This is a genomic window from Spirosoma sp. 48-14 (assembly GCF_001898575.1).
Classification (GTDB): Bacteria; Bacteroidota; Bacteroidia; order Cytophagales; family Spirosomataceae; genus Spirosoma.
Window position 1 is genome coordinate 684456 of sequence record NZ_MKUD01000001.1, and the last position, 14241, is coordinate 698696.

12 protein-coding genes are annotated in these 14241 nt (G+C 48.3%); 10 read left to right on the forward strand and 2 right to left on the reverse strand.

The features are described 5' to 3' along the window. Positions 1–28: 28 nt before the first annotated feature. Both BGO59_RS02760 and BGO59_RS02765 read right to left on the reverse strand, forming a co-directional pair. Positions 29–2062: a hypothetical protein gene (locus tag BGO59_RS02760; protein WP_293680262.1), complete on the reverse strand. Its 2034-nt coding sequence runs from the start codon at positions 2060–2062 to the stop codon at positions 29–31. Positions 2063–2295: 233 nt separating this feature from the next. Continuing rightward, a complete protein-coding gene (locus BGO59_RS02765) occupies positions 2296–2817 on the reverse strand; it encodes a GNAT family N-acetyltransferase (RefSeq protein ID WP_293680042.1) in 522 nt (173 codons plus the stop codon). A gap of 85 nt (positions 2818–2902) precedes the next feature. On the opposite strand from BGO59_RS02765, the gene BGO59_RS02770 reads away from it, so the two are divergent. The 10 genes from BGO59_RS02770 (at position 2903) to BGO59_RS02815 (ending at position 14194) form a co-directional block, all read left to right on the forward strand. Then, positions 2903–3493: a nucleoside triphosphate pyrophosphatase gene (locus BGO59_RS02770; protein ID WP_293680045.1), complete on the forward strand. Its 591-nt coding sequence runs from the start codon at positions 2903–2905 to the stop codon at positions 3491–3493. A gap of 61 nt (positions 3494–3554) precedes the next feature. Next, the gene (locus BGO59_RS02775) at positions 3555–5054 is read left to right on the forward strand and encodes an alpha-amylase family glycosyl hydrolase (RefSeq protein WP_293680047.1); all 1500 of its coding nucleotides are present in this window, start codon (positions 3555–3557) and stop codon (positions 5052–5054) included. A gap of 88 nt (positions 5055–5142) precedes the next feature. Next, the gene (locus BGO59_RS02780; RefSeq protein ID WP_293680050.1) at positions 5143–6075 is read left to right on the forward strand and encodes a M20/M25/M40 family metallo-hydrolase; all 933 of its coding nucleotides are present in this window, start codon (positions 5143–5145) and stop codon (positions 6073–6075) included. Positions 6076–6149: 74 nt separating this feature from the next. Then, the gene (locus BGO59_RS02785; protein WP_293680051.1) at positions 6150–7574 is read left to right on the forward strand and encodes an arylsulfatase; all 1425 of its coding nucleotides are present in this window, start codon (positions 6150–6152) and stop codon (positions 7572–7574) included. A gap of 100 nt (positions 7575–7674) precedes the next feature. Further along, on the forward strand, positions 7675–9216 hold the full coding sequence (locus BGO59_RS02790; RefSeq protein ID WP_293680054.1) for a sensor histidine kinase: 1542 nt from the start codon (positions 7675–7677) through the stop codon (positions 9214–9216). A 64-nt stretch (positions 9217–9280) separates the two neighbouring features. After that, positions 9281–9874: a hypothetical protein gene (locus BGO59_RS02795; protein WP_293680057.1), complete on the forward strand. Its 594-nt coding sequence runs from the start codon at positions 9281–9283 to the stop codon at positions 9872–9874. A 25-nt stretch (positions 9875–9899) separates the two neighbouring features. Continuing rightward, on the forward strand, positions 9900–10595 hold the full coding sequence (locus BGO59_RS02800) for a LytTR family DNA-binding domain-containing protein (RefSeq protein WP_293680060.1): 696 nt from the start codon (positions 9900–9902) through the stop codon (positions 10593–10595). Between the two features lie 137 nt (positions 10596–10732). Beyond that, positions 10733–11656, forward strand: coding sequence for an aspartate carbamoyltransferase catalytic subunit (locus BGO59_RS02805; protein WP_080058644.1), 924 nt, complete (start codon positions 10733–10735; stop codon positions 11654–11656). Positions 11657–11781: 125 nt separating this feature from the next. Next, entirely contained in the window at positions 11782–12174 is a 393-nt protein-coding gene (locus tag BGO59_RS02810) for a hypothetical protein (RefSeq protein WP_293680066.1), read from the forward strand. Positions 12175–12298: 124 nt separating this feature from the next. Beyond that, positions 12299–14194 (forward strand): CocE/NonD family hydrolase, encoded by a 1896-nt coding sequence (locus BGO59_RS02815; RefSeq protein WP_293680069.1) that lies wholly within the window; start codon positions 12299–12301, stop codon positions 14192–14194. Positions 14195–14241: the final 47 nt, after the last annotated feature.

Sequence of the window (14241 nt, forward strand, 5' to 3'; positions counted from 1 at the left end):
GTAACAACATTAAATACAAATAAATTCATTATTGGTAGGGGATGATTTGAGGAGCCGATAAATCAAAGTCGCGGAACCGCAATGTAGGCACACCTTCAAATACCTGACGGAAGGGTATTGTATTATTGGGTATGTTCGGATAATAGGCTAACCGGATCTGAAAACTATTGAATGTCAGGTTTTCATTTCGGAGCCGAAAGCCAATGCCATATCCTTGGTAAAGCGGTCCGCTCAACAACGGACGATCGGGAAAACTGACAAGCCCAAGGTTAACAAATGTGATAAATGCCACCCGGAAACCAATCAGATTAAGTTTAGAAAACAGAATATTCTCGTAATTAATGAACCACCGCTTGGTGCCAATGAGGGCATCGCTATTTACCCCTATACCGTCAGTATTTATGCCGCTACCCGTACTACCCAACGAGATATATTCATTAGCAAATCGACCGATGCCAGTTGTGTAACGTGTATTGAAGAAATGACGCATATTGCCCCAGTGGCTTTTTACAAGAGGACTGAAGTAGTTGGATTCAAGCGAAAATACGCCCTGCTCAATTGTGTTTGACCGAATGTATCCCCCCAGGCTGACCAATCCATAGAGATACCCCATCTGCCGCACGTAATTGCCCTGCGAAAAATTCAGGCCCATATATTTTCGTCGGCCCAGTTCAGCATCATCAAACCCAGTAATAAGCGCAATTGATTCACCCGTAGGAACGTCCTCAGTACGTCCGAATCCATAAATCAACACATCGCGAACATACTTACGACGCGAATAGCCAACACTGAATAAAGTTGTACGACTGTCCTGGTAAATCTGGTTGGTATCGGCCGTTACCGTAGGACGTCGGCTATAGGAATAATCTGTATTCCGCAGGGCAATAATGAGTCGTGAACGGCCTTTCTTCTCAATATCATTATCGTTTTCCCGGTAAAACAGGCGGAACGAACGGCCAATCCAGATATCGGTATAGTTGTAGGAAAGAGGCACGAAGAGCACCGTATCATTACGCGTAATCAACCGATTATTCACCTGTGTGTGGTTTAACTCAATAGACCCGGCATATTTAGTATCTGGTGTCAGAAAAGGGCGATAAATTTTGGCAGATATCTGTTTAAGGTCGCGTAGATATAACAGATCAGCCTGCGCTGTCAGAAATGTTTTTGCGATGAACGGTACCTTATAGTGTGCCTGATACTCCATCGTTTGGCGGGGGTCGGTACCATTATAGGCTACCTGAGTCCAAAGCTGATGCCCCAGACCTCTGAAATTCAACTGGTTAAACCCAACACTAAAGTTCTGAAAACCACCAAAACCGCCAATGGGCAATAACGACCAAACGTCCTGCGTAATCACATAGACGTCAACAAACTGGCGGCTTCCAGATCGGGGAACGATCAGAATACGGGCATCGTGAAAAATTGACGTGGTTCGTAAGAGCCGCTCATTATCGCGCAACACCGTGGGGTTTACCACATCGCCCTGCTGAAAAAGCAGGTAGGATCGCCGGATGACATGCTCGCGTGTGTTGGTATGCAAACGCCCTCCTAATCGCTCAATCCAGTTTCCGGGTTGGCGAAGTGTATCATACACCGTCTGCCCGAACACGCTCAACCGCCGAATATAGATATTCCCAATAATCCGCCCTTCAAAGGGCTTGAAGGGATTGGTTTCAATCTGATTAACTTCTCCTGTTTTTAAGCGACTGTTGTATACATCCTGAAAAACAGCATCGTATAACTGCCGAGTCAGCCGATGCCGATACATCCGTTCTTTCAGGCGGCTATAAAAAATGCTATCCCGCAGGAGTGAGCTGTCTGTAACGGCCGTCAATTTAATGGCCATCAGCGAGTCGGTAGGCCCATATTGTATCGATTTGGGCTGTAGGCTATCTACCCGAACCCGGTCTGGATTCAACCGGAACCGTGTGCTGTCTGTCCGTTGCCGATTTGTATCCTGCTGCGCCCTTACCTCTACCACATAACCGACAAATAGTATCAGGTACACTGCAAAACAGCGTAGCCTAACTACATATCTATTCGGATATACCTGATACATGGACTGACGAGCTGGCACTTAGAGTATGATGAGCCAAAATAGTTTAATACTGATAACTCCCGATCAAGAACGCTTGAGGCTATATTTCTTAATTATAATGCTATTAAAACCCGATTCAACATACGTACGCAGACAAACCTGTTCAGGTTTCGGATCAACCGTGAACCCAAAAACTGATCTGTTAGTCAACTTAAATCAACTAGTAGCACCCGATCACCCTACCAATTAACCAACTAAGTAGTCAACTGTTTTTGAAGCCAGTAATCTCGCTGACGCTCGGCACCAAACTGAAAATAATGGAAACCCAGTCGCTCGAAGCCCATTTTCTGGTAGAACGCTATGGCCCGTACGTTACGCTCCCATACCCCTAGCCAGACGGATGTATACCCCTGATTACGCGCCCACTCAAGACAGTGATGCATAAGCATACGGCCCTGCCCTTGCCCGAGTTGCGTTTGTAACAGATAAATACGCTGAATTTCGATGGCGTTCCGGTCTTTCATTCGGCGAGGTGGGCGGCCACGGCGGAGCTTGGCATACCCAACCGGGTGTCCATCAGGCGTTTCCATCACAAAGAAAAATGACTTAGGGTCAGCCAACTCAGCTTTCATAATCGGCAACGAAAAGGCCGACTGGATGTATTCCTCAACCAGTTCGGCAGGGTTATATGGCGGTCCAAACGTATCACGCATGGTTACCGCCGACATATCAGTAAGCAGGGCCGTATCGGCCAGCGTAGCAGGGCGGATTGTCAAAGGAATTACGATTAATAGTATACGATGTGCGATTATAGCCCGAAATTCGCTTTATTGTTCATCATTTATTGTTTGGCCGTTGCAAATGCAATTAGTTTATCCCCTTGTACTGGCATCCGGTTCGCCCCGACGGAAGCAACTCATGACCGATGCCGGTTTTTCATTTTCCATCGAAACCCGACCAACCGACGAACTTTTTCCGGCAACCATGCCCGTCGATGAGGTAGCTGAATACCTGGCCTGTGAGAAAGCGACTCAATTCCAGGCTGATTTAGGCAATCGAATCATTCTGTGTGCCGATACGGTCGTTATTCTGGATGATCAGATTCTGAACAAGCCCCAGGATGAAGCCGATGCCCAGCGAATGTTACGTAGCCTGGCTGGTCGCACCCATCGCGTCCGGACGGGCGTTGCGATTCTATCACCTAATAGGCTGGAGTCATTTACAGATGAAACTATTGTGCAGTTTGCCAACTTATCCGACGCCGAAATCGCGTATTACATCCGTACCTGCCACCCCTTCGATAAAGCCGGTTCTTACGGCGCCCAGGATTTCATCGGGCTGGTTGGTATCGAGCGGCTGGAAGGCTCTTTTTATACCGTAATGGGATTGCCTACGCACCGCGTTTATCAGGCATTGAAACGATTTTTAAAGGGTGAAAGTGCGAAATACTGACGCAAGCTACTGTTCGCTCTTTCACTCTTTCGCTCCGATTCGGCGTTCCGATTCACTCTTTATGCATCTCCCTATTGGCCATACTGGCGTTCATTATGAAATTTTCGTCCGGTCGTTTGCTGATTCTAACGGCGACGGCATTGGCGACCTCAACGGCCTTACGGCCAACCTTGATTATCTGAAAGACCTGGGCATTTCGGCCATCTGGCTCATGCCTATTAGTCCATCGCCCAGCTACCATAAATACGATGTTACGGACTATTACAGCATTGACCCGGAATATGGCACGCTGGATGATTTCAAACGACTGATTCGAGAAGCTCACCAGCGGGGTATTGCCATCATTATCGATCTGGTTTTACACCATACCAGCGTGCAGCATCCCTGGTTTCGGGAGGCAGCCAAAGGACCTCAGAACCCCTACTGGAATTTTTACAAATGGCTTCGCCCCAACGAAATCAAGGCGCGCAACCTGGCCACCCGCGATATTACAGCCGACTCCGACGAACGGAATCCCTGGCATTCAGTGCCTGGTGCCAGATACCCCGAGAGATACTACGGGATGTTCTGGCAGGGGATGCCCGACCTGAATTTCGACTACCAACCCGTACGCGACGAAGTTTTTAACATTGTGCGTTACTGGCTCAATGACATCGGTGTAGATGGTTTTCGGCTCGATGCAGCCCGACACCTCTACCGCGATTATGAGGAAACCAAAAATCATGATTTCTGGGAAGAGTTTGGCCGGGAGGTCGAAGCAGCCAAGCCGGGTGCTTATACGGTGGGTGAAGTCTGGACTCGACCCGAACGCATTGCCCCATATTATCGGGGGTTGAAAGCCAACTTCAATTTCGATCTGCGGCTGATGATTGAAGAAATTGTTCGGCAGGAAAACGATACGGAAGATATGATTCAGTTTATGGCGTATGTCCATGCTGCTTTCTGCCATGTAAACCCACAGTTTATCGATGCCCTGATTTTGTCGAACCACGATCAGAACCGGATCGGCAGTTTGCTGAAAGGCAATCCAAACCATCTGAAAGTGGCGGCCAGTCTGCTGCTAACCTTGCCGGGTCTGCCGTATCTGTATTATGGCGAGGAAATTGGCATGCGAGGGGTAAAGCCCGACGAAAATATCCGGGAACCCTTTCTTTGGGATACCCGTGACCGTGACAAACAGCGCACTTACTGGCGACGCGGGCGCTACAGCACTAGCCGCAGCATTCGTCCTCTGGCCCAGCAGAAGGTCGATCCAGACTCGTTGTTCGCCCATTACAAACGACTGATTCATTATCGAAACAGTCATCCGGTGCTGAATAACAACCTGAGCCGGTTAAAGCAATCGGGCATTCGCCAGAAAGGTACAGTTGCCTTTGTCCGCTATCTGGAAAATGGACCACGGGTTCTGATTATTCATAACCTCACCAAAGAACCCATTGATGTTGTGCTTTCACCCGATGAATACTGGTGTCATCAAATCGTGTTTGATACCGTACCAGGTAGTCAATTTAGCAAAGATCGGATTCAGATACCGGCCTATGGGTGCGTAGTACTGGAATAAAGACGATCGCCCTTGTTAACGTAGTTGTACACCAATACCATCACTAATTTATCTAGCCAGCCTGGTTAGATACGCTTAAAAAGTATTCATGAAATTCTATCTTTTTTTTCCACTGCTTTTACTATCCACATCGCTGTTCGGGCAGGAACCATCAGCAAAACAAATTAACCAACACATTCGCTACCTGGCTTCCGACAAGATGCAGGGACGCGGGACCGGTAGCCCCGAGAATGCAAAAGCCGCTCACTACGTTGAAAAACTATTTAAAAAATACAAGCTGGCCCCGTTGGGGTCCGATGGATATTACCAGTCCTTCACGGCCAAAGTCAGGCGGGTCATTGTGCCAGACAGTCTGCGGGACGCCCGAAACGTAATTGGTTTTCTGGACAACAGCGCACCCTATACCATTGTGATTGGGGCCCATTATGACCACCTGGGTTTAGGCCGACAGGGTAGTTCGAAGGATTCGATACCGGAGGGTAAAATTCATAATGGAGCCGACGACAATGCATCGGGCGTAGCCGGACTGCTGGAAATGGCCCGTTACTTCAGCCAAAACCAGGTAAAGGAACCGTATAATTTTCTGTTTATCGCCTTTGGTGCAGAAGAGCTGGGGTTGCAGGGCTCGCGCTATTTTCTGAACAATCCAACGCTACCGCTCGACAAGATGAATTGTATGGTTTGTATGGACATGATTGGCCGCTACAATCCCGAACGAGGTGTGGGTATCGGCGGATATGGCACCAGCGATGCCTGGCCTACTGTTTTTAAGGGCGTTGAGAGCAGCATTAAATTCTTTACGGATCGAGCTGGAAATGGAGGTTCCGACAATGCGGCTTTTTACGCCAAACAGATTCCGGTACTGTTTTTTCATACGGGCGGCCATCCCGATTACCATATGCCTTCCGACGATTCGGAGAAAATTGACATAAACGCTGAAGAAGCCATTCTCCGGCTGGAAATCAAGCTCCTGGAAAATGCCATGCAGTTACCTAAAATGACGTTTACCCCCGTCAAGTAAGGCGGGAGGGAACCCGTCATTTAGTATAAACCTTGTGGATTCCACCGCAATGGCAGCCTTTCCGCCCTACCGTTATGACAAAATACATTCTTTCAATCCTTCTTCTTGCTCCGTTTTATACTAACGCGCAAAACCGTCCGGCAACTCGTCCGAATATCATTTTCATTCTGGCCGACGACCTCGGCTACGGCGATGTAGGTATCAACGGACAGAAACTGATAAAGACGCCCAACATTGATCGACTAGCCCGCGAAGGCATGCAGTTTACGCAGTTCTATGCCGGTACGTCGGTCTGTGCCCCTTCACGGTCATCCCTTTTGACCGGAAAACATACAGGGCATACCTATATCCGAGGCAACAAAAGTGTTGAACCTGAGGGGCAGGAACCCATTGCCGATTCGGTGACGACGGTTGCCGAGTTATTGCAAAAGTCCGGCTATACAACAGCGGCTTTTGGCAAATGGGGCCTTGGCCCGGTTGGCTCTACGGGTGACCCAAACAAACAAGGGTTCGACCGATTTTATGGCTACAACTGCCAGTCTCTAGCCCATCGATATTACCCCGATCATCTCTGGGATAACGCCAAAAAGATTGCGCTACCTGGGAATAAGGATTTACGTGAGGCAAACGAATACGCTCCCGATCTGATTCAGAAACAGGCACTGCGTTTTCTGGATGACCGTGACGGCAAGCAGCCTTTTTTTCTGTTTCTGCCCTACATTTTACCCCACGCTGAATTGTTGGTGCCTAACGATAGCCTTCTGGCTTATTACAAAGGCAAGTTTCCTGAAAAACCATATAAGGGAGCCGACTACGGCCCCGATGCAAAAACAGGTGGTTATACATCGCAGGAGTATCCCCGCGCTACATTTGCAGCTATGGTGGCCCGGTTGGATCTATACGTTGGTCAGGTAATGGCGAAGCTGAAAGAAAAAGGACTCGATCAAAACACGCTGGTCATTTTTACGAGCGACAATGGTCCTCACACCGAAGGCGGAGCCGACCCGGCCTTTTTTAACAGTGGCGGAAATCTGCGCGGTGTCAAGCGGGATTTGTATGAAGGCGGCATCCGGGAACCGTTTTTTGCCCGCTGGCCGGGTACCATTCAATCGGGCTCGAAAAGCGACTACATCGGAGCGTTCTGGGATTTGTTGCCAACGTTCACGCAATTAGCTGATGATCAAACGCCTGTAGGCATTGATGGTCTTTCGTTCGTACCAACACTGACGGGCAAAGGCATACAGAAAAAGCATGATTTTCTGTATTGGGAATTTCACGAAAATGGTGGTCGGCAGGCCGTTCGGCAGGGAAACTGGAAAGCTGTTCGCTTGCAGGCCATCAATAACCCGACTGGTCCGGTCGAATTATATGATCTGAGTAAAGACCCTGCCGAAGCGCATAATCTGGCCGCCCAATACCCCGATAAGGCGAAGGAGCTTAGTCGTCTGATGGCTCAGTCGCACATCGAATCGCCCCTATTCCCGTTTGCGAAACAATAACGCATACAGCCAGGCAGATTCACCCCATTTTCTGGATTGTTCATCCCATTTCGCCCACACGCCTGTCGGTTCCACCTAGTTTTGACCCAAACTTAATTCTATGTGGAACCTTACCTTCCTTCGCCGTTTTGAGCCGCTATTCTTTATTGTCATAGCGATTATTTACGTTGTCCGACGTCTTTTCCAGGAGGTTCACCGGCTCGACCAGATGATTGAACAGGTACAAAGACTTCGATTACCTGCTTCGACAATCTGGCATGACGTGGGGGACTACAATTATATCCTGAATAACAATATTCCCCTGATTGCGGGGGTGTGTTTCTTTCTGGCAGGCTGGTATAGTTTTCATCAGCGGGCCTATCCTCAGCTGAGCTTATCCATTCAGGATCAAAAGGGATGGGTGTCCCTTGCACAGGCTCTTTTACTGCTGTTTGCCAGCGCGTTCAGCTATCATTATCTTAAGCAGTACGTCCGTTTTCGACATGACACCATGCATCAGATCATCGGGCTGAAAGTTTATTCGTTGTACCGAAAACGTACGGTTCTGGCTGATACAATCGGGCTAGGCATTGTTGTACTGGCCTACGAATTGGTTTTCCAGTTCTATTCATTCCTGAACCAGAAAATAGAGCAGGAAACGCAGCGCTATTTACAGCCACTTAGTTACGTGTTTCTGGGCGGAGCTGGTCTGTTTCTGCTCAGTTTTGCATTGGATGGTAACCTCCCTCCTACATTATGGCAATTCCATCTACAGAATACGCTCACCCTACTGACACTATTTATCCAGGTCTATTTCTTGCATATCTATTGTTTCAGGTATATTCTTCCCAATATTCGCAATCCCTCCCCTTCCTTCCCTTACCATCTGCTTATTTATGTCCTGCTTGGTCTGGCAGGGCCACTACTCATCTGGTTTGCTTCGCCCTCCTTCCATTATTTTGGCAATATTGTTCTGTTTCTGCTGGTCAGTTACGTTGGTTCTTTTTCCATCGCCTATCTGCGAGAAACATTTTCGGCTGAAAAAACCGTACTTCAAACACAGATATCTTCGAAAGCTGCCGAACTGGCCAGCCTTCGGGCACAGATCAATCCGCATTTTCTGTTCAATGCCCTCAACAGTCTATATGCTACTGCATTGAAAGAAAATAGCGAAAAAACAGCCGATGGTATTCAGAAATTGGGTGACATGATGCGGTTTATGCTCCAGGAAAATAACCGTGAACGGATTCCTCTAAGCAAAGAGATTGCCTATCTGCAAGATTATATTCAGCTCCAGCGGATGCGGCTGGATGAATCGCACAACATCGAAATTCGGGTGACGATTCAGGAGCCTGAACGAGAGATTTATCTGGCTCCCATGATGCTGGTTCCGTTCGTCGAAAATGCGTTTAAGCATGGCATCAGCCTTCGCTATCCGTCGTGGATTTACACTACCCTCACTCTCGACGCTACCCATCTGTATTTCAAAGTTCATAACTCCCTGCATCCCAAACACGCGAATGATCCCGAAGACGAACAATCGGGATTGGGACTCGACAATGTTCGGAAACGCCTAGAGTTGATTTATCCCGGTCGGCACCAGCTTACCATTCAGCAGTCAGAACAGGACTATTTTGTAGGGCTCACGCTCGTGTTTTGGTAGCCCCTTCTCCTGACTTCCTAAAGATTCTAATATGTAGACCTGTTGTAACGCAGACGTTTCGTCGTTGCGATGGAAGCCTGCAATTTTCAATCAACTAGCGCGGGTTTCCACCCGCGTTACATTTAAATCGCTGATCATCATGAGACAATTCGCTGTTGCCCTACTGTTGATGTTACTGGTTGCCAAAGTCGTGATCGGCCAACCGCTTTCACCAGCCGTTTATTTGGCCCCTGGGAGCACCCATATCGGCTATGCAAGTTGTATTTACAGTTATGCTAAAACAAACCAGGGTAGTGTACGTATGACCAGCCAAAATCAGCACATCGGCGTGGTTATCGAACGAATAAGTAGCTTATTCTATGCGCTGGACTGTACTGATTTTAAATTAATTACCAAAAAACTGGTTCGTTTATCTTCTAAAAAACTAGCCGCTTTTACCAGACAGTACATACCTCACAATCGTCTGGTCTACATTCGGCAACTCATGCGCAAAGGCCACATCGTTACGAGAAACCAGTTTTGGAAGCAAATCCAATATACGCTCTGTCATGAATCGAATATCGCTTTGTTCGTAAAAAAACATAGCGACCGCTTTACCTTTGAACGCCTGTCTGACAAGAACCTTATTCGTGCAGGTCATCAGGTGGAATCAAAATGATTGAACATGCAGTACCGCTGACGCAATGACACTAACCGCAATCGCTATCGACGACGAACCACAGGCGCTGGAAGTGATCCGGCTCCATGCCGCCCGAGTAAATTTTTTGGCCCTCAAAGCCACGTTTACCGACGCGTTCGAAGCTATTACCTGGCTACAGACCCATAAAGTGGACTTGCTCTTTCTGGACATAAAAATGCCCGACATTTCCGGCATTGATGTGGTCAAGTGCCTGTCCAGAGTACCGATGATTATCTTCACAACCGCCTATTCGAGCTATGCCGTTGAAGGGTTCAATCTGGACGCAATCGACTATCTGTTAAAACCGTTTCCACTGACACGGTTTTTGAAAGCCTGCAATAAGGCGCTAGAGTATAAAACCGCACACATCGGCACAGAACCCGCCTTTCTGTTCATCAAAACAGGGTACGACGAAGAAAAGGTTATGCTGGAGGATATTTTATACATCGAAGCCGATGGGAATTACCTGACGTTTGTGCTCAAAGCCCGAAAGCTCCTGAGCCGACAAACCATGACCGAGCTTCAGCAACTCTTGCCTGCGGATCAATTTGTCCGGGTTCATCGTTCCTATCTGATTGCCATTCATAAAATTGATAAAATCGGTCGCCAGGAGCTTACAATAGCAGGCAAACAAATTCCTATCGGGGCTTCCTATGAAGAAGCGGTAGCGGGCATACGCGCCAGAATTACCCAGCAGTGAAATCCGTGCCCCAAATAAATCTGGTAATCAACCGATTACTGAATTTCTTGCAGAGAAGTAGGAGGCAATGCGGTTAATACGATTCGGTTTACCGACATGAGCCTTATCTTTGCCCGATTTTTACCCGTATCAATCGCATGGCCCAATCGCTCAGCGTCCGCCATTTGGTGGGCATCAAAGACCTGACCGAGTCTGATATTCAGCTCATTCTGGAAACGGCCAGTCAGTTTAAGGAAGTCATCAATCGACCGATCAAAAAAGTCCCGTCCCTGCGCGATGTGACGATTGCCAACGTTTTTTTCGAAAATTCGACCCGTACACGACTCTCGTTTGAGTTAGCCGAAAAAAGACTCTCGGCCGATGTGGTCAATTTTTCGGCGTCGGGGAGTTCGGTCAAAAAAGGTGAAACTCTGCTAGATACGGTCAATAACATTCTGGCGATGAAGGTCGATATGGTGGTGATGCGGCACAGCAGCCCCGGCGCTCCTCATTACCTGACCCGGCACATCAAAGCCAATGTCGTCAACGCGGGCGATGGCACCCACGAGCACCCCACCCAAGCCCTGCTCGACTCGTTTTCGATCCGCGAAAAACTGGGCGATGTAGCCGGAAAACGGATTGCGATCATTGGCGATATTACGCACTCCCGCGTAGCGTTATCCAACATTTTCTGTTTGCAGAAACAGGGAGCCGAGGTAATGGTTTGTGGCCCCAAAACACTGATTCCTAAATACATTGAAGCACTAGGCGTAAAAGTCGGGCATGATGTTCGGGCAGCACTGGCCTGGTGCGATGTCGCCAACGTACTACGCATTCAGTTAGAACGGCAGCAAATCAAATATTTTCCTTCACTTCGGGAATATTCGCTGTTTTTTGGCATCTCTAAACAGATGCTCGACGACCTCGACCGACCTATCGTACTGATGCATCCTGGCCCCATCAACCGGGGTGTCGAACTGACTTCTGATGCCGCAGATTCGGCGCACAGCATCATTCTCGACCAGGTCGAAAACGGTGTAGCGGTTCGGATGGCAGTACTGTACCTGCTGGCACAGTTGTAATCGTGTTTTGCATTAAATTTTGATTTAATTCATGTGCTAACGGGCTTATCGCAAAAACGAAATAAGCCTTCTGAGGTTTAAGGGATTACCCAATAATTCCGTCAACAACAAACCTCAGAAATGTCATGAAAACGATCTGTGCTTCGCTCATTTTTGTGAGCTTATCGGTGCCTATAGCGTCAATGTGTTCGGCTAGTCCGGGAATAAACCAGCCCCTCAATAATCCGATCTATTCAAGTCGTAATTACAAGCAGGTGTATTCTTCCAAATGGCAGGACCAGTCAACACTTACGAGCACTACCTGGGCTCATTACAATACCAGAATAGCTGATTACAAACATTCAATAGCTGAAACCAATCTGGCCATTGGTAGCTTAGCTTCCAATGCATCGACGAGTAGCCTCGTCAACCGAAATTATAAAACGCAGCATGAGTCAACCTGGCAATTATCCCCTACACAGGAGAACCATCCTGTGAGAAAGCACCATAAACATCATCACAATACAGTAGGGAGTTAATGGTTGGTCGTGCAGTATGCAAATTCGGTAAGCAGCGTGGCTTTTGAGGCTACGCTGCTTTGTTTTATGGCTATAAATGCGCTAATTCAACCGATTGCTTCTCTTCTTAACTAACAATGGCTGAATGAAACAGTACTCCTCTTTGACAAGCCTATTACTCACTTTCCTGATCGGTCACATTTGTCTGGCTCAGGCCCCGCAGGAAGACCTTTTCAAAAAACTTCAGGAAATCGCCATCATTGAGCAGAAAGTTATGATGCCCATGCGCGATGGCGTCCGGCTCGCTACCGACATTTACCGCCCTAAAACCGACCAAAAAGTCCCAATTATTTTCTCCAAAACGCCCTATAACTTCAACGCCTGGGGCGATGGCGAACAACACCAAAATGCCTACCAGGCAGCGCTGGATGCCGTAAAACGAGGCTACGCGTATGTTGTTCAGAATGAACGTGGTAAGTTTTTCTCCGAAGGCGAATGGGATATTCTTGGCCCGCCCACAACCGATGGGTATGATGCCTTTAGCTGGATGGCCAAACAACCCTGGTCGAATGGCAAGATTGGCACCTACGGCTGCTCATCTACAGCCGAATGGCAAATGGCGGTAGCGGCTCTGGATCACCCAGCACATGCCGCCATGGTTCCGATGGGTTTTGGCGCTGGCGTAGGGCGGGTAGGGTCGTTTTATGAGCAGGGCAACTGGTACCGGGGTGGCGCTCAGCAGATGCTGTTTACAACCTGGCTATACGGCACACAAACCGATGCATTTGCCCGGCCACTCTTCCCCAAAACCGCTACCAGTGAAGACTTAACCCGTGTATCGCGCTTTTATGACTTAGCTCCCGAAATGCCCCGCGTCGATTGGGCGCAAGGCCTGAAGCATTTACCCGTTCAGGACATCATCAAAAATGTGAATGGTCCGAAGGGCGTTTACGAAAAGATGATTGTTCGCAAACCGAACGACCCCGAATGGTATAAAGGAGGTCTGTACCATGATAACATGCCGTTTGGCGTGCCCAGTTACTGGTTCGCATCCTGGTATGATGTTTCTACAGGGCCGAATCTGGCGCTGTTCAATCACGTTCGAAAAAACGCAACCGATCCACAAGTACGCGACAATCAGTATTTAGTAATTGCTCCGACCCTGCATTGCGCTTACAAACGCGCCACCGAAAACACCGTAGTAGGCGAACGTAGTGTTGGCGATGCTCGACTGGACTATGACGGTCTGATTTATGGCTGGTTCGATTATTGGCTCAAAGGTGAGGCCAACGATGTATTGAAAAAGACTCCGCACGTTCGCTACTATACGATGGGTTCGAACAAGTGGCAAACGGCCGATACCTGGCCCCCAGCCAATGCCGAACTGACGACCTATTACCTCTCCAGCAACGGACGAGCCAACAGCTTGTATGGCGATGGCAAACTCAGTCTGAAACCTCTGGGCAAAGACGAAAAACCCGATGCCTTCACATACGATCCGATGTATCCCGTGCCGTCTTACGGCGGTAACGTTTGCTGCGCGGGCAATTCTGTACAGGGTGGCTCGTTCGATCAGCATCAGATGGAAACCCGCCAGGACATTCTGGTCTATACCACCGAACCGTTTGCCGATGGCGTTGAAGTAACGGGATCGATCGAGTCGACACTCTATGTTTCGTCTGATGCGAAAGACACCGATTTTACCGTTAAGTTGATTGATGTATATCCCGACGGCAAAGCTTATAATCTGGACGAAACCATCCTGCGGGCCCGCTACCGCGAAGGGTTCGACAAAGAAGTCTGGATGGACAAAGGGAAAGTTTATAAACTCACCCTAAGCCCGATGTCGACCAGTAATTATTTTGCACCGGGGCATCGGATTCGGGTTGAAATAGCGAGCAGTAATTTTCCCCGATTTGATCGAAACCTTAATACAGGTGGCAATAACTACGACGAAACCAAGGCTGTTGTAGCCCACAATCAAGTGTTCCATTCGGCACAATATCCATCCCAAATCCGTTTACCTATTGTGAAGAAGTAAGACGAACAAATCCGCAAACCATACTGTTCTCTGAACAGTCCATTAGC